Here is a 17,164-nt window from a genome sequence, read left to right as displayed (position 1 = left end):
CGGCAAGGGGCACTGCTTTTTTGTGTATACAAGAATATATTTACTGCATGCATTGTCAAGGTTTAAATACACCCTATACTCGACTCAAGTTAATTATCACCATGGTGACCGTGATCGATACCCCGACCAGCCCAATCAAGAACCGCTCATCATCCCTGCGCGAGGCCATCGAAGAGATGATCGCCGTCGGCGAACTCGCGCCTGGTGCCCATCTCGACGAGACCGTGCTTGCGGAAAAATTTGACGTCTCGCGCACGCCGATCCGCGAAGCCCTGATCCAGCTCGCCTCGATGGGATTGATCGTGATCCGGCCGCGCCGCGGTGCAGTGGTCGCCGAAGTCAGTCCGCAGCAGCTCGTCGAGATGTTCGAGGTGATGTCGGAATTCGAAGCCATGTGCGGCCGGCTGGCAGCGCGGCGCATGACGCCGGACGAACATCAGCAACTGCTGATCGTGCACCACGCTTGCGAACAGGCGCGCGACGCGCAAGACCCGGATGGCTACTTCTACAAGAACGAAGCCTTCCACGCGGCGCTCTACAGCGGCAGTCACAACACCTTCCTGACTGAACAGGCGCTGGCGCTGCACCGGCGCTTGCGACCGTATCGCCGCCTGCAATTGCGGGTCCGCAATCGCATCGCGAATTCGTTCAATGAACACGAGGCAGTCGTCAATGCGATCATCGCCGGCGATGGCGAGCTGACCGCCACGCTGCTGCGCAATCACATCATGATCCAGGGCCAGCGCTTCGCCGATCTGATCGCGTCCCTGCCGCAGCTAACGACGATGACCGCGCTGGCCAGCCTGCCGGCGACCTCGCCGCAATGACGGTGCTAACGACAGGATTGACCTTGTTCGGCGTGGCAATGCTGGCCGGCGGTATCAACGCAGTCGCCGGCGGCGGTTCGTTCCTGACCTTCCCCGCCTTGCTGCTGACCGGCATGCCAGGCATCGCGGCCAATGCCACCAACAACACGGCGATGTGGCTGGGCACCGCGGCCAGCGCACACGGCTATCGCGAAGAATTGCGCCAGACCAGCGCCGTCAACCTGCGCCTGGTGCTCTCGAGCGGGCTGGGCAGCATCATCGGTGCGCTGCTGGTACTGTGGACGCCGGAAGTCGCCTTCAACAAGGCCGTGCCGTTCCTGCTGCTGGCGGCGACCTTGCTGTTCATTCTCGGGCCGCTGCTGTCACGCCGGCACGGTGCGCAACCGGACGTAATGATCCTGCCGCGCTGGGCCATGCCGGCACAATTTTTTCTGGGGATTTACGGCGGGTATTTTGGTGCCGGGGTCGGCATTGCGACGCTGGCCCTGCTCGGGCAAATCGGCTTTACCCGCATCCATCAGATGAACGGGCTGAAGACCTTGCTGACCTCGTGCATGAACGGCATTGCGGTGATTCCGTTTGCGATTGCCGGTGCCATCGTCTGGCACTGGGCGCTGGTGATGTGCGGCGGGGCAATCATCGGCGGCTACATCGGTGCGCGGCTGGCACGCAAGGCGTCACCACGGGTGATCCGGTCTATCGTGATCGTGGTGGCGGTCGGGATGACGGCTTACTTTTTCTGGAAAACCTATTTCCAGGCAAGCCTGGCTTAGACCCAGTTCTCGACGGTCGGCAGCGACTCGAAACCCGGCCGCGCAAAATAATATCCCTGCATCAGGCGGATGCCGTTGGCCTTGAACCAACGTGCTTCGGCGGCGGTCTCGACTCCTTCGGCGATGACTTCGACGCCCAGCAAACCGGTGGTCAGCAGGATGCCCTTGACTACCGCTTGCTTGACCGGATTGGTATCGATATCGCGCACCAGCTTGATGTCGATCTTGATCAGCGTTGGCTGGAAATCGGTCAGCAGGCCGAGACCTGCGTAACCGGCACCGAAGTCGTCGATGGCCGTGGCGAAACCGCGATCACGGTAGTAGCGGAAAATCGACAGCAGTTTTTCCGGCTCGAGGATCTGTTCGGATTCGGTGACTTCAAAAATGATCCGGTCCAGCGGAAAACCGGCCGCTTCGGCGGCCAGGATGGTGGTGCGGATGCACAGTTCGGGCTGATAAATCGCGTTGGGCAGGAAGTTGATCGAGATCCGGCAGGTCATGCCCAGCTGCTGGGCCAGAAAAATACTGCGGATCCGGCAGCCCTGGTCGAAGCGGTAGCGATTGTCGTCGTTGACCTTGCCGAGGATCTCGGCTGCGCCTTCGCCGTCGGTGCCGCGCACCAGCGCCTCGTAGGCGTAGACCGTGCGCTGTTCGACATCGACGATAGGCTGGAAGGCGAACGTAAAATCAAAATCCAGCTGATCCTTGCAGACTGCGCAACCGGGGTCAGGTATCTCGATCGGCAAGACCCGGATGATTTTATTGGGCACGATATTCCCTGTGGTATTTTTTTTTAATGCACGGATGGTAGCACCGCCATGGTCAACCTGACGTACCTTTCCTCCTTCAGATTCCATCGTCATCAGATCGCCGGCAAGCGCATCAAGCCGACATCATCACCGGACCGCCCTTCCCGATTGCCCGCTGATAGGCCGGCCGCGCATTCATTTTTTTCTTGTAGGCCATGAGTGCCGGATACCGGCCCGCATTCGCCGCGCGCGACAGCGCTGCCTCGACGGCAAAGCTCATCTGGAAGTCGGCCATCGTCATCTGTTCGCCGGAAAACCAGGCATGCGTGGCCAGATGCTGCTCCATGTAAGCCATCGCCGTGGCGAGGTTGGGATCGATCAGTTTCAGTTGTACCTGCTCGCATAATTTACGCGCGATCGGGCGCACAAAAAATGGCATCGGCTGCGTCGGGATGCTGGTGAACACCAGCTTCATGACCAGCCAGTTCATCAGCGAGCCCTCGGCAAAATGCATCCAGAAACGGCACTCGCGATACTCGGGCGTGCCCTGCCGCGGTTGCAGCGCGGCGCAGTCACCGGTGCCCTTGTCGCCATAGGTCTCGACGAGGTATTCGACGATGGCACCGGATTCGGCCACCGTAACGCCGCCATCAGTGATGACCGGCGACTTGCCCATCGGATGGATGGCCTTCAGTTCGGGTGGCGCGAGGCGGGTCTGCCTGTTGCGCTGATAGCGCTTGATCTCGTAGGGAAGACCGAGTTCTTCGAGCAGCCACAGGATGCGCTGCGAGCGGGAGGTGTCGAGATGATGGACGGTGATCATGGGGTTCCTGTCGGGGAGCGAACGGGGTTGGCAGAGCGGGGCTTGAGTATATACGGCACGCCGGTTCGTCCTCGACGGCGCGCCCTGAAAAACTTATGCCCGCAAAGTGTGAACAACTTTGTGCATAACCCTGTGCGAAGCGCTCGCAAGCCACTGGCCATGCAGCTTGGCGGCACTGCTGCTTTTTTAAGCAGCGCACGACGACGGGCGATTCAGGGATTGACGAGTGCGCGAGGCCGGGTTCGCCGGCGACAACTGCTTTACCATGTCGCTCCCGGCGTCGCGGCGGGTCTCACCGCGACCCGATATCACCACTTTTCAAGGTCATCCATGCACATCACCGTCAACGACGAACTCCGCGGCACCATCGATCCGCTCACCACCAACGAGTACACGGCACTCGAGCGCAGCCTGCTCGCCGAAGGCTGCCGCGATGCGCTGGTCCTGTGGGGCGATATCCTCATCGACGGTCATAACCGGTATGCGATCTGCCAGCAACACGGGATCGCCTTCAATACGGTGCAGAACACCAGTTTCGGCACGATAGCTGACGTGATGCTGTGGATGATCGATAACCATCTGGCGCGCCGCAGCGTGTCGGATTTTCAGCGTGGCGTGCTGGCCTTGCGCAAGAAGGACATTGTCACCGCCCGTCATCGGGTGCACATGCAGGACGCGCCCGTCGGCACGCCCGCCATTGTGGGCGCGCCGATTACCACGCGTGACGACGTCGCCCGTCTGGCCGGCATCAGCAGCAATACGATTACCCGCATCGAAAAAATCCAAAAGGGAGCCACGCCGGAGCTGGTCGAGGCAGTGCGGGCCGGGACGATTTCGATCAATGCGGCGGCAGAAGTATCGACGCTGCCGGCGGCTGATCAGGTCGCGGCAGTCGCTGGTGGAAAGAAGGAGTTGCAACAAGCAGCGAAGCAAGTGCGGGAGATGAAAGCCGGCACCCGACCGGCGCGTACGCCCGTGCCGGAAGTCGATGCGGTACCGCCTGTCGACACGGATGCGCTGCAGGCCAGAGTGCTTGAATTGACTGTGCAAAACGCTGCGCTGATCGAGCGGGTTGTGGTGCTCACTGCGGCGCTGGAGACTGCGCGGCACGCGGCTTGATCGAGAGTTTTGACATAAGCATCAAACGTTCGCCTTGAGCTTGTCGAAGGCGCGTCCACCGCTGCGCCTCACCCCGGCTTGGTCATGGCAATGCTTAGACAAATCCAGCTAACGAAGAACGTTTGCGCTCAAGGAAAAATCCCCTCGAAGCAGTTGAACATAGGCAGGGATCCGATCGTGGGCCGGAGCCAGGACAGGACCGCCAGCCCCTTAAATCGGGATAGCTAAAAGCCTGTAGTATAAAAAAACTTACTCACCCGTAGCGTGCAGCAAGCCGCGCCCTGCTGACAATCTCAATCACATCGAGGAAAAAATGCAAACAGCCTTGCTCATCATCGACATCCAGAACGACTACTTCCCCGGCGGCACCATGGAGCTGGTCGGCGCCGACGCCGCCGCCCGCCAGGCTGCCCTGTTGCTTGCAGCCTGCCGCATCAAAGGCATACCGGTCATTCACGTCCAGCACATTGCGCCCCAACCGGAAGCGACCTTCTTCCGGCCGGATACCACCGGCGCACAAATCCATTCCAGCATGCTGCCGCTGACCGATGAAACCGTCATTACCAAGCATTACCCGAACGCGTTCCGCGAGACCGCCCTGCCCGAGACGCTGCGCGCTGCCAGCATCACCCGTCTTGTGGTGGTCGGCATGATGACGCACATGTGCATAGACTCGACCGTGCGGGCAGCGACTGATCTGGGCTTTGATTGCCAGGTGGTGCAGGATGCCTGCGCGACCCGGGATCTCGCTTCGGGCGGTATGACCGTACCGGCTGCTGCCGTGCAGACGGCATTCATGGCTGCGCTTGATGGGGCTTTCGGTAAAGTCGTGTCGGCTGCGCAGGTCCTGGCTGCCTTGCCGAAAGGTCGCTAACACTCAGGCGAATCGCCCCCGACGATCAGGCTTGCCCGCGAATCGGATAGCCTTTGTCGAGAATGAACTTCAGGCCCTGCAGCATTGACGCAAGATCCGGCCGGGCAAACGGCGCATTGGAGATATCGACGATCTGGACATGGCCTTCCGGGTTAATCACGAAAATCGCGGGTTCGGAAAATGGCCTGTCGGTTTCTTCCGGCGAACGCGGGTCCGAGATGTACAGCCCGAGTTCGCGCATTTGCGGAATCGACAGGCCGTAGCCCAGCGGAAAAGTCCACTTGCATTCAGCCGCCTCTGCCTCGGCTTTTGCCTGCGGATCGGCGGACACCGCCGCGATCTGTATGTTGGCGGCCTTGAATGCGCCCTGCAATTGCTCAAGCTGGTCGAGGTATTTTTTACAGAGCGGGCAGTGCTTGCCGCGATAGACCACCAGCATGCGCCAGCCGGAATCCGTCTTCGGGGCGATGCGCCCGCCACCTACCGCGTCCCATGCCATGTCAGGAAATGCGGCACCTGCGTTCATCTTTGTATTGCTCATCGATTCACCTCTGAAAATGGGCTGGCGCATGGCATGCGCAGTCCGGGAATGAAGCATCAGGATGGGCCGATGAAAACGCGCTGTCTGTGCGCAGGCGAACGCTGGGGTGTCAGCGCCAACGTGCCTACCCGGGCGTCCTGCAAACGACCGGAACTGGCAACGATTTCTGGTGCGCGCGCGTGGGCACGGATGGTTGTGCCCATCGTACGACTACCAACGGAGGTTTGCGCTCGCAATATCGTAGGGTGCAATAACCGAAGGGCATTGCACCGAGTGGACTGACTGCGGTAACTAAACCTGTGTTTGCTCCGCCACGACCGGGCAAACATCGTTTCATCAACCGCAAGAGAAGCATTCGGTGCAATGCCCTGCGGTTATTGCACCTTACGACCTAAACCGGGCGGGCGTCAGCCAGCAACTCATCCCGAAGTCCGCCCGGCAAGTCAGCCGGCGTCCACACCGTGACCGGAACACGCAACCGCGCTTCCAGTTCTTCCTGCAGTCCGCCCAGATCGACGGCGGTGGCACCGGCTAGCGCATCGACCACAAGATCGAGTCCGGCACCATTGAGCGTCGAGCCGTCCTGCGTCGCCCAGAATATGCGTGGATTAGCCGCCCGGAAGCGGGTTGCGGTGGCGCGGATGAATGGCCGGTTCATTTCTAGGACGGTGGATGGTCGCATTGCCAATTGGGGTCAACCTTTAAGAGGAGCGTGAACAGAGGCCCGGATTATTCCATTGAATCGGAACCGGCGTTCGACGTGCCCTCCGGTCAAGCCGGCACAGCGCGCTTTTGCAGCGCGTGAACCCGCACCGACCACAGCACCCCGGCAATCAGCAGCACCATCGCGGCAATCTCCAGCGTACGTGGCAATCGCTGCTGGTAAATGAAGCCGTACAGCAAGGCGAATAACGTCTCGAACAGGATCAGCTGCCCGGTCAGCGTCATCGGCACGCTGCGGCTGGCGATGTTCCATAACTGGTTGCCGATCACGGACGCGCCCAGCGCCAGCAGGCTGTTGGCGATCCAGAACAGCGTCCAGTCACGCCCGCTGGCCACAGCGGCAACACCGGTCACCTGCTCATGCCAAATCGCAAACGCCGCAACGCCGATCAGTAGCGCGATCAACCCGCTCGACATGCCGTACAGGGCCGACCATTCGGTGCTACTGAAATGCGGATTGCCCCGCAGATAGCGCGCATTGTCGATGGCGTACCAGGTCCAGCACAGCAGTGCGCCGGTGGCCGACAGCACCCCGAGCATGGTGCGCGCGACGTCGATGCCGGAGGCGCTGGCGTGGCTGAACAGGTCGATGTTGATGCAGACGATGCCGGCGGCCACCACCAGCAATGGCAAAATGAGCCGGCGCAACGGGACCGCGCCGTGATCCTTGTGACCGATCAGCGTGACCGAGATCGGCAGCAAGCCGATGATCAGCGACGTCGGGGCCACGCCGGCCAGCTTCACGCCCAGTGCCAGCAGCATGTAATAAAGGAGATTGCCGGTCAGTGCCTGACGCAGCAGCGCGGCAACGTCGTCGCGTTCAAGGCGCAGCAGCAGACCGCGCAGACGCGGCAACATCAGTGTAACGGCGATGACGCCATAGGCGATGTAGCGGCCGACCGCCAGTTCCAGCGGCGAAAATGCCGACAGGATTTCCGGCACGATGAACACCATGCCCCACAACGCTCCGGCCAGCAGACCGCACAACACGCCATTGCGCATGGTTAATTTCCAATTCGACGGGGGGCGCAGTGTCGCACATGCCATGCCGGCCGCAGCGGCCTTGCATCCTGCGCCCCGGAAACATGCCTGTAAAATACTGCGAAAGATCAAACAGTACCACCGGGTAGCTCGCCCGCCGGAACGCGTTGCCCCATTCATTTGAAACGGAATCCCATGTCACTCCAAAAACAACTGCGGCTAGACTGGCTATCGAACATGCGCGGCGATGTGCTTGCCGGCGTGGTCGTCGCGCTGGCGCTTATTCCGGAGGCGATTGCCTTTTCCATCATCGCCGGCGTCGATCCGAAAGTGGGTCTGTACGCGTCCTTCTGCATTGCCGTGGTGATCGCCTTTGTCGGCGGCCGGCCAGGCATGATCTCGGCGGCTACCGGCGCGATGGCGCTGGTGATGGTGACGCTGGTCAAGGATCACGGCTTGCAATATCTGCTGGCGGCGACCTTGCTGACCGGCGTGTTCCAGATCATTGCCGGCGCGCTGCGCCTGGGCACGCTGATGCGATTCGTATCGCGCTCGGTCGTGACCGGATTTGTGAATGCGCTGGCGATCCTGATTTTCATGGCGCAATTGCCGGAACTGATCAACGTCACCTGGGTGGTCTACGCGATGGTCGCCGGCGGACTGGCCATCATTTATCTGTTCCCCTACCTCACCCGCGCGGTGCCGTCGCCGCTGGTCTGCATCGTCGTGCTGACCGCACTGTCGCTCTGGCTGGGGCTCGATATCCGGACCGTCAAGGACATGGGGCAGCTTCCCGACAGCCTGCCGCTCTTCCTGTTCCCCGATGTACCGCTGACCCTGGCGACACTGCAGATCATCTTTCCGTATGCACTGACACTGGCCATCGTCGGCCTGCTCGAATCGATGATGACCGCCACCATCATCGATGACCTGACCGATACGCCGAGCAACAAGAGCCGCGAATGCGCCGGCCAGGGCGTGGCCAATATTGCCTCCGGCCTGCTCGGCGGCATGGCCGGTTGCGCGATGATCGGGCAGTCGGTCATCAACATCAAATCCGGCGGACGAGGACGCTTGTCGACACTCACGGCTGGCGTAGTCCTGCTGATCATGGTGGTCTTCATGGGACCGTGGGTCGGAATGATTCCGATGGCGGCGCTGGTGGCGGTGATGGTCATGGTGTCGATCGGGACGTTCAGCTGGGACTCGCTGCGCAACCTGCCGAAAAATCCGCTCAGCTCCAGCATCGTCATGGTCGCCACCGTGGTCGTCGTCGTTGCCACGCATGATCTGGCCAAAGGTGTCTTTGTCGGCGTGCTGCTGAGCGCGCTGTTCTTTGCCGCCAAGGTCGGCCGCTTGCTGCGTATCAGCTCGGTGACTTCCGGCGACGGCGATGTGCGCGACTACACCGTCACCGGCCAGGTGTTCTTCGCCTCGTCGGCTACCTTCAATGCCGCGTTTGATTTCCGGGAAGCCATCGAACGCGTGCGCATTGATGTCAGCAACGCGCATTTCTGGGATATCACCGCCGTCGGCGCGCTCGACAAGGTCGTCATCAAGTTCCGCCGGCAAGGCACCGTGGTCGAGATCATCGGCATGAACGCAGCCAGCGCCACCATCGTCGATCAGTTCGGCATCCATGACAAACCGGACGCTCTCGACCCATCCCTCAAACACTAAGGAGCCACCGCATGAACCAGCAGATCATCGCGTGCATCGATCAATCCGGCTACAGCACCACCGTCTGCGATTACGCGGTCTGGGCGGCACAGCGACTGGAGGCGCCGCTACAATTTGCCCATGTGCTGGACCGCGTCGCGCAGCCAGCCAGCCACAGCGACCTGAGCGGCAATATCGGACTGGGATCGCGCGAAGACTTGCTCGACCAGCTCGCCGCGCTGGATGAACAGCGCAACCGCATCGCGCAGGAAGGCGGCCGGCTGCTGCTCGATAGCGCCAGGGCGCGCGCACATGACGCCGGCATCGCCGCACCGCAAGGCCATCAATGGCACGGCGAACTGGTCGATACGCTGCTCGAGCTCGAACACGATGTCCGGCTGTTCGTGGTGGGCCAGCGCGGCGATGCGGCAGACCAGGCCGCGCGTCACCTCGGTGGCAATCTGGAACGCGTGGTGCGTGCGCTGCACCGCCCCATCCTGGTCGTGCCCGCCACCTTTGTGCCAGTGCACAAGATCATGATCGCCTTCGATGCCAGCGCCACCGCGGACAAGGGCATCGCCCTGCTCGCCACCAGCCCGCTGTTTCGTGGCTTGTCCTGCGCTGTGGTGATGGTGGGCGCAGAAACCGACAGCCATCGGATTGCGCTGGAACAGGCCCGCCGGCAACTGGCCGGCAATGGCCTGACTGTCACGGCGGATCTGCTGCCGGGCGACGCCGATCACGTCCTCGCCGATTACGCCAGGACGCAGGCAATCGATCTCATGGTCATGGGTGCCTACGGCCATTCGCGCCTACGGCAACTGATCCTCGGCAGCACCACCACCACGTTGCTGCGGACCACACGGATTCCTATTCTGCTGCTGCGCTAGGCATCAACGCCACGGCCCGCAGGGAGCGTGCGCCAGACGCACGCTGTGCTCCCGCGTCCCGAGCATTCCCAATTCTCACCCCCCCTAAAATACCCCCAAGCAATTTATCGTCGACTCAGTGCGACCGGAGATCTCTCTCTCCTACGCCTCCAAATAGGCATTATTTTATATATTCTGAATTTATTTTTTTTTGTTAGTATGGCGACCTGCAGCTCAATCTTCATAGCGCAATTAGCTAGCCGGACACCGGCTGCTGCAAGTCACTTTAATAAGCAATAAACCGCATATATGAAAATCGAAATCCGCCCTGTTTCCTTCTTGCTTAATGGCGATGACAAGCCCTTTTCGCTGGTCAAGGGACTGGCATTGCTGGTCGCCATCGACAAAGCAGGCAATTTGCAGGCGGCCAGCAAAGCACTGGCGATGTCCTACCGGCACGCCTGGGATGCGCTGGCCGATATGGAAACCGCGATCGGTGCGCCGGTGGTGAGCATGTCGCGCGGTCGCGGCTCGGTGCTGACGCCGCTGGGCCAGCGCTTGATCGCCGCCGACCGGCTCATTCATGCGCGCATGGACCCGCTGCTCGCGAGCATGGCAAACGAAATCGACGCCGACATCCAGAGTGCGATTTCCGAGTTGCGCGATGTCCTGAAAATCTACGCCAGCCACGGCTTTGCGATCGAGGCGCTGAACCGCCGCCTGCAAAAAGAGCAGGTGCCGCTGGACCTGAGTTATCGCGGCAGCCTCGAAGCCGTCAGCGCCCTGAGCCGCGGCAATTGCGATGTCGCCGGATTTCATGTGCCGGTCGGCTCCTGCGAGACAGCGATTTTCAGACACTTCGCACCGCTGCTCAAGCCGGGCCACCGTCTGATCAAGCTGGCCAACCGACGCCAGGGCATCATGGTCGCCAAAGGCAATCCCAAACAAATTTGGCACATTGCCGACCTGCTGCGCCCGGAAGTATTGTTCGTCAATCGTCAGCTTGGCTCGGGCACGCGGCTCATTGTCGATCTGCTGCTGGCGCAGGAAGGGAAGAGCGGCACCGACGTCAACGGTTACGAAAACACCGAACTGACCCACGCAGCGGTCGCGGCCTACATCCTGTGCGGCAAAGCTGATGCCGGTATCGGCGTCGAAACCGCGGCACGCCAGTTCGACCTCGACTTCGTGCCCCTGCTTACCGAGCGGTATTTCCTGGTGTGCGATCAGACCCTGCTGGCCGACATCCGCTTCATGGCGGTCATGGGGGTACTCAACTCCAACGAATTGCGCGCCACCGTCAACGACTTGCCCGGCTATGACGTCAGCGATACGGGGACCATCCTGAGCGTCGACGAAGCCTTCGCCGTCATCAGTGCGCCATGACCCCATCATGAACAAGGGAATGAATTCGTACCTTTCGGTCAAAAAAAGTTTCCTACCAAGTACTGTACCATTTCAAAAGTTTTCCAATAGCAAGTTTTGCCATAATCGAATGAAGTATGTTGACTGACAAGAAAAAAGGAATGGTGATGAACAAGCCAGTGAATCGACGGCAATTTTTTAGAATTTGCGCAGCCGGGGTTGGCACCTCGACGCTCGCTGCATTAGGTGTGATGCCTTCCATCGCTCACGCCGAAATGCGTATTTACAAGCTCGACCGCGCCACCGAAACCCGCAATACCTGCGCCTACTGTTCGGTCGGATGCGGCATCCTGATGTACAGCACCGGCGACAAGTCCAAGAACGTCAAGTCGGAAGTGTTCCACATCGAGGGTGACTCGGACCATCCGGTCAATCGCGGTACGTTGTGCCCGAAGGGTGCGGCGCTGCTGGACATGATCCACAGCCCGACCCGTCTGAAGCATCCGGAAGTACGTCGCCCGGGTTCCGACAAATGGGAACCGATAGGCTGGGACCAGGCATTCGACGAAGTCGCCAAGCTGATGAAGGACGACCGCGATGCCAATTTCATTGCCAGGAATGCGGATGGCGCGACCGTCAATCGCTGGTTGTCGACCGGCATGCTGGCCGCCTCGGCAGCATCCAATGAAACCGGCTACCTGACGCAGAAATTCGTCCGTTCGCTGGGCATCATCGCCATTGATAATCAGGCCCGCGTTTGACACGCACCGACGGTGGCAGGTCTTGCCCCGACGTTTGGACGTGGCGCGATGACAAATCATTGGGTCGATATCAAGAATGCAGACATGGTACTGGTCATGGGTGGCAACCCAGCTGAAGCCCATCCATGCGGTTTCAAATGGGTGATCGAAGCCAAGGCCCACAACAAGGCAAAGCTGATCGTGGTCGATCCGCGCTTTACGCGTTCGGCCGCCGTCGCCGACACGTATGCGCCGTTGCGCGCAGGAACCGATATTGCGTTCCTCGGTGGTCTGATGAACTACCTGATCACAAATAAAAAATACCAGGCCGAATACGTCAGGAATTACACCGACGCGAGCTTCATCGTCAATGCGAGCTTTGGCCTCAAGGATGGCTTGTTCACCGGCTATGACCTGGACAAGCGCAAGTACGACAAAACCAGCTGGGGCTACGAAAAAGGCGAAGACGGTTTCGTCAAGACCGATCCGACGCTGCAAGATCCGCGCTGTGTCTTCAATTTGATGAAGGTCCATTACAGCCGCTACACGCCGGAGCTGGTCGAGCGGATTTGCGGTACGCCGAAAGACGCGTTCCTCAATGTCTGCGAGCAGATCGCCACCACCTCGACCACCAGTCGCGTGATGACGATTCTGTACGCGCTCGGCTGGACCCATCACAGCCAGGGTGCGCAGATGATCCGGGCCGGTGCGATGGTGCAGCTGTTGCTGGGCAATATCGGCCTGGCGGGCGGTGGCATGAATGCGCTGCGTGGTCACTCGAACATCCAGGGCCTAACGGATCTGGGCTTGCTGTCGACACTGCTGCCGGGCTACATGAGTCTGCCCGGCGACAAGGAAACCGACTACCGCGCCTACATCGACAAGCGGGCGGTGAAGCCGCTGCGTCCGGGTCAGATGAGCTACTGGCAGAACTACGAGAAATTCCACGTCAGCCTGATGAAAGCCTGGTACGGCAATGCCGCGACCAAGAAAAACAACTGGGCCTTCGATTACCTGCCCAAGGTCGACATGGACCACGACATCATGCGGGTGTTCGACAACATGTTCCAGGGCAAGATGAACGGCTACATTGTTCAGGGCTTTAACCCGCTGGCTTCGTTCCCGAACAAGGCCAAGATCAATACCGCACTGTCGAAGCTGAAGTTCATGGTGGTGATCGATCCGCTGGCAACCGAAACCTCGGAATTCTGGAAGAACTACGGCGAATTCAATCCGGTCGATTCCGCCGCCATCCAGACCGCCGTGTACCGGCTGCCGTGCAGCTTGTTTGCCGAAGAAGATGGTTCGCTGGTCAGTTCCAGCCGGGTCTTGCAATGGCACTGGAAAGGTTCGGAGTCACCGGGCGAAGCGATGGGCGATCTCGAAATCATCGCCACGCTGTTCCAGAAAATTCGCGCGCTGTACCAGAAGGATGGCGGCGCCTTCCCGGATGCCATCCGTGATCTGACCTGGAATCATCGTGATCCGATGGTGCCAACGTCCGAAGAGATGGCCAAGGAATTCAACGGCCGAGCCTTGGCGGATGTGTTCGATCCGAAAGACCCGACCAAGGTCATCGCCAAAGCCGGCGAGCAGCTGGCCGGGTTTGCGCAATTGCGTGACGATGGCACGACGGCGTGCGGCACCTGGATTTTTTCCGGCTGCTGGACGCAGGCAGGCAATCAGATGGCGCGTCGCGACAATACCGACACGGGTATGGGCAATACGCCGAACTGGGCCTGGGCCTGGCCGGCCAATCGCCGGATTCTGTACAACCGGGCGTCAGCGAATCCCGAAGGCAAGGCCTGGGATAGCAAGCGCAAGCTGGTCGAGTGGAAAGGCAGCAAGTGGACCGGTGTCGATGTACCCGACATGCGTGCCGATGCAGCGCCAGAAGAACACGTCGGTCCGTTCATCATGAACTCCGAAGGCGTGGCGCGCTTCTTTGCGATCGACAAGATGGCCGAAGGTCCGTTCCCGGAGCACTACGAGCCGTTCGAGTCACCGATGGATAAAAACCTGTTCTGGCCGAACAATCCGGTCGCACTGAACAACCCGGCAGCACGGGTGTTCAAGGGCGATCGTGAACAGCTCGGCAGCAACAAGGAGTTTCCGTATGTGGCGACGACCTATCGCCTCACCGAGCACTTCGCGACCTGGACCAAGCATCAGCGCATCAATGCCGTGCTGCAGCCGGAACAGTTCGTCGAGATTGGCGACAAGCTCGCGGCGCTCAAGGGCATCGTCAACGGTGACCGTATCAAGGTCCGTTCCAAACGTGGTGAACTCATTGCGAAGGCCGTCGTGACCAAGCGTCTGCGCGCCCTGATGATCGACGGCAAAGAAACCCACACGGTCGGGATTCCGAACCACTGGGGTTTCAAGGGACAGACCAAGAACGGTTACATCATGAACGTGCTCACGCCGAGTGTCGGTGATGCCAATACCCAGACGCCGGAATTCAAGGCGTTCCTGGTCGACGTCGAGAAAGCTTAGGAGCTCCCATGATGACTTCAGACATAGTAAGAAAATCGGCCACCACGACGACGCCGGCATCCACCCGCTCGGCGACGGTGCCGCTGGCCAAGCTGATCGACGTCTCCAAGTGCATCGGCTGCAAGGCCTGCCAATCGGCGTGCATGGAATGGAACGACCTGCGTGACGAGGTCGGTGACAACTCCGGCGTCTACGACAATCCGCGCGACCTGACCGGCAGTTCGTGGACCGTCATGCGGTTCTCGGAAGTCGAGGAAGCCGGCAAGCTCGAGTGGCTCATCCGCAAGGATGGCTGCATGCATTGCGAAGATCCGGGCTGCCTGAAAGCCTGCCCGGCACCCGGCGCCATCGTGCAGTACGCCAACGGTATCGTCGACTTCAATCAAGACCTGTGCATCGGCTGTGGTTACTGCATCGCCGGTTGCCCGTTCGACGTGCCCCGTATTTCCAAGATCGACGACAAGGCTTACAAGTGTTCGTTGTGCTCGGATCGCGTGGCCGTCGGCCAGGAACCGGCCTGCGTCAAAGCCTGCCCGACCGGCTCGATCATGTTCGGCACCAAGGAAGCGATGATCACGCAAGCCGAAGAGCGTGTCGTCGACCTGAAAGAGCGTGGCTATGACAACGCCGGCCTGTACAACCCGGCCGGTGTCGGTGGCACGCACGTGATGTATGTGCTGCATCACGCCGACAAGCCAGGGCTATATCACAACCTGCCAACCAATCCGACCATCAGTCCGCTGGTGTCGGTGTGGAAGGGTGTGACCAAGCCGTTCATGTCGCTGGGAATTGGCCTGGCCATCCTTGGTGGCTTCTTCCATTACATCAGTCGCGGTCCGAAAGAAGTGCATGCGGAACCGGCCGAGGAAAAGGAAGAGCGCTAATCATGGTCAAGTACATCCACCGCTATGCCACGTCGGACCGGGTCAATCACTGGATCGTCGCGATGTGTTTCATCGTGCTGTCGCTGTCGGGACTGGCGTTTTTTCATCCGTCGTACTTCTTCCTGTCGAGTGTCCTGGGCGGCCCGGTCTGGGCCCGCATCCTGCATCCGTTTATCGGCATCGTGCTGTCCCTGACCTTTGTCGGCCTGTCGTTACGGGTCTGGAAAGACAACCGGTTCAAGGCAGTCGATATCGAATGGCTCAAGCGCATCGACGAAGTCATCAACAACGGTGACGGTCCGGACAAGCTCCCGATCGGCAAGTACAACGCCGGTCAGAAGCTGATGTTCTGGAGCATGGTGTGGAGCGTCGGCTTCCTGCTGGTCTCCGGCATCGTGATCTGGCGCGCCTGGTTTGCCGGCTACTTTCCGATCGGTGTCGTGCGCTGGGGCGCTGTCATCCACATGCTGGCGGCATTCATTGGCATCGTCTCGCTGATCGTCCATGTGTACGCCGCCATCTGGGTCAAGGGCACCTTGCGTGCGATGACCCGGGGTAATGTCGATGCCGCCTGGGCCAAGCACCATCACCCGGAGTGGTATCGCGAAATGACGCAGGAAAAAGTCGCCGAAGCACCGCACTAAAACAGTTTTACCCCGGCGTGTCGAAGCTGACGCGCCGGGCTTTTTTCAATGCTGTTCCGCAGTCCAACCGTTGTCCCTAAATACTGAAGTACCTATGGCTACCAAAATTCTCGGACCTGGCGAAATCGGCCAGGTAGATCCGTTTCCCCAAGTGGCGCTGCCGGTCGATGCGTCGTTGTTCGATGCGCGCGCGCGCCGCTTTCATCAGCTCGCCCAGAACCACGCGATGGGCCCGTTCCTCGCCGTGATGGGACAACTGGCACAAGCGCAGCACGCCGCCTTGCCGCTGCAAAGCGCGACGCCGGTCGATGCAGCCGCGCTGGCGCAATCGCGCCTGCACGGCATGCCGCCGCTGTCGTGGCAGTCCGTTGCCCGCAACCACGAATGGCAGAAAGACCTCGACGCCATCATCAGCCACCTGATCAGCCATGACGTCACCGGCTTCGCCGACGCCGCCGCGACACTGACCGCGATGGACAGCGATAGCCGCGAAGCGCTGGCCGATGCCGTCCTCGATGGCGGTATTGCCGGTGATGATCCGGTGCGTCACGCGCTGCTCGCACCGCTGATAGGCGCGGCCTTGCAAGTGTGGTGGATGCGTCAGGCCGCAACGCTGACCGAAGACGAACTGGGTCATGTCGGCAGCTCCTCGGTGTGCCCGGTCTGCGCGGCGCGACCGGTTGCCAGCGTGGTCGAAATCGGCGCGGCGCAATCGAATCTGCGCTACCTGCATTGCTCGCTGTGCAGTACCCAGTGGCACATGGTGCGCGTGACCTGCTCGTCGTGCGAATCGACCAAGGGCATTGCCTATTACAGCCTGACCGGTGCCGAAGACAATGCCGCGCCGTCGCGCAAGATCGCCTTCGCGCGGGCCGAAGCCTGCGACACCTGCCACAGCTATCTGAAGATTTTCAGCCGTGAAAAAGTGCCGATGATGGAAGCCACCGCCGACGACCTCGCGACGCTGGCGCTGGATATGCTGGTCGACGAAGCCGGCTATTTGCGCAGCGGTCCAAACCTGCTGTTTTCTCCGGGCGTGGCACCGGACGAACAGGACGACACCGCCCTGCTCGCGAACGCTACCGATCACTGACAAG

General features: G+C 60.4%; 16 protein-coding genes. 11 read left to right on the top strand and 5 right to left on the bottom strand.

Annotated elements, in window-relative coordinates; genetic code table 11:
- Window positions 1-113: 113 nt before the first annotated feature.
- Together RHM62_RS09020 and RHM62_RS09015 are read left to right on the top strand one after the other, a co-directional pair.
- Entirely contained in the window at window positions 114-827 is a 714-nt protein-coding gene (locus tag RHM62_RS09020; protein WP_322125371.1) for a GntR family transcriptional regulator, read from the top strand.
- Window positions 824-1,600 carry a sulfite exporter TauE/SafE family protein gene (locus RHM62_RS09015; protein ID WP_322125154.1) on the top strand — a complete coding sequence of 259 codons (777 nt, stop codon included), beginning with the start codon at window positions 824-826 and terminating at the stop codon, window positions 1,598-1,600. The genes RHM62_RS09020 and RHM62_RS09015 overlap by 4 nt, the downstream gene beginning before the upstream one ends.
- Here the strand turns inward: RHM62_RS09015 and RHM62_RS09010 are convergent.
- A complete protein-coding gene (locus tag RHM62_RS09010) occupies window positions 1,597-2,370 on the bottom strand; it encodes an EAL domain-containing protein (protein WP_322125153.1) in 774 nt (257 codons plus the stop codon). The two genes, RHM62_RS09015 and RHM62_RS09010, sit on opposite strands and share 4 nt — an antisense overlap.
- A 112-nt stretch (window positions 2,371-2,482) precedes the next feature.
- Window positions 2,483-3,172 carry a glutathione S-transferase gene (locus tag RHM62_RS09005; protein WP_322125152.1) on the bottom strand — a complete coding sequence of 230 codons (690 nt, stop codon included), beginning with the start codon at window positions 3,170-3,172 and terminating at the stop codon, window positions 2,483-2,485.
- A gap of 330 nt (window positions 3,173-3,502) precedes the next feature.
- Here RHM62_RS09005 and RHM62_RS09000 point away from each other — a divergent pair, with 330 nt between their 5' ends.
- Together RHM62_RS09000 and RHM62_RS08995 are read left to right on the top strand one after the other, a co-directional pair.
- Entirely contained in the window at window positions 3,503-4,291 is a 789-nt protein-coding gene (locus RHM62_RS09000; protein WP_322125151.1) for a hypothetical protein, read from the top strand.
- Window positions 4,292-4,604: 313 nt separating this feature from the next.
- Window positions 4,605-5,165: a cysteine hydrolase family protein gene (locus RHM62_RS08995; RefSeq protein WP_322125150.1), complete on the top strand. Its 561-nt coding sequence runs from the start codon at window positions 4,605-4,607 to the stop codon at window positions 5,163-5,165.
- Between the two features lie 25 nt (window positions 5,166-5,190).
- Here the strand turns inward: RHM62_RS08995 and RHM62_RS08990 are convergent, their stop codons facing one another.
- The 3 genes from RHM62_RS08990 to RHM62_RS08980 all read right to left on the bottom strand — a co-directional run bounded on the left by RHM62_RS08990 (window position 5,191) and on the right by RHM62_RS08980 (window position 7,431).
- A complete protein-coding gene (locus tag RHM62_RS08990; RefSeq protein ID WP_322125149.1) occupies window positions 5,191-5,706 on the bottom strand; it encodes a redoxin domain-containing protein in 516 nt (171 codons plus the stop codon).
- A 391-nt stretch (window positions 5,707-6,097) separates the two neighbouring features.
- Window positions 6,098-6,388, bottom strand: coding sequence for a nucleotidyltransferase (locus RHM62_RS08985; RefSeq protein WP_322125148.1), 291 nt, complete (start codon window positions 6,386-6,388; stop codon window positions 6,098-6,100).
- Between the two features lie 89 nt (window positions 6,389-6,477).
- The gene (locus RHM62_RS08980) at window positions 6,478-7,431 is read right to left on the bottom strand and encodes a DMT family transporter (RefSeq protein WP_322125147.1); all 954 of its coding nucleotides are present in this window, start codon (window positions 7,429-7,431) and stop codon (window positions 6,478-6,480) included.
- A gap of 174 nt (window positions 7,432-7,605) precedes the next feature.
- Between RHM62_RS08980 and RHM62_RS08975 the strand changes: the two genes are divergently transcribed.
- The 7 genes from RHM62_RS08975 (at window position 7,606) to fdhE (ending at window position 17,160) form a co-directional block, all read left to right on the top strand.
- Window positions 7,606-9,090: a SulP family inorganic anion transporter gene (locus RHM62_RS08975; protein ID WP_322125146.1), complete on the top strand. Its 1,485-nt coding sequence runs from the start codon at window positions 7,606-7,608 to the stop codon at window positions 9,088-9,090.
- 11 nt (window positions 9,091-9,101) lie between these two features.
- Window positions 9,102-9,959, top strand: a complete 858-nt coding sequence (locus RHM62_RS08970; RefSeq protein WP_322125145.1) for a universal stress protein — start codon at window positions 9,102-9,104, stop codon at window positions 9,957-9,959.
- A gap of 288 nt (window positions 9,960-10,247) precedes the next feature.
- Entirely contained in the window at window positions 10,248-11,324 is a 1,077-nt protein-coding gene (locus RHM62_RS08965; RefSeq protein ID WP_322125144.1) for a substrate-binding domain-containing protein, read from the top strand.
- Window positions 11,325-11,470: 146 nt separating this feature from the next.
- Entirely contained in the window at window positions 11,471-14,539 is a 3,069-nt protein-coding gene (gene fdnG / locus RHM62_RS08960; RefSeq protein ID WP_322125143.1) for a formate dehydrogenase-N subunit alpha, read from the top strand.
- Window positions 14,540-14,550: 11 nt separating this feature from the next.
- On the top strand, window positions 14,551-15,423 hold the full coding sequence (gene fdxH / locus RHM62_RS08955) for a formate dehydrogenase subunit beta (protein WP_416172323.1): 873 nt from the start codon (window positions 14,551-14,553) through the stop codon (window positions 15,421-15,423).
- A gap of 2 nt (window positions 15,424-15,425) precedes the next feature.
- Window positions 15,426-16,067 (top strand): formate dehydrogenase subunit gamma, encoded by a 642-nt coding sequence (locus RHM62_RS08950; protein ID WP_322125141.1) that lies wholly within the window; start codon window positions 15,426-15,428, stop codon window positions 16,065-16,067.
- 94 nt (window positions 16,068-16,161) lie between these two features.
- Window positions 16,162-17,160: a formate dehydrogenase accessory protein FdhE gene (gene fdhE / locus RHM62_RS08945; protein ID WP_322125140.1), complete on the top strand. Its 999-nt coding sequence runs from the start codon at window positions 16,162-16,164 to the stop codon at window positions 17,158-17,160.
- Window positions 17,161-17,164: the final 4 nt, after the last annotated feature.

Source organism: Actimicrobium sp. CCC2.4 (genome assembly GCF_034347385.1).
Classification (GTDB): domain Bacteria; phylum Pseudomonadota; class Gammaproteobacteria; order Burkholderiales; family Burkholderiaceae_D; genus Actimicrobium.
Note: the sequence above shows the minus strand (reverse complement) of the source record. Positions and strands in the feature narration are given on the sequence as shown.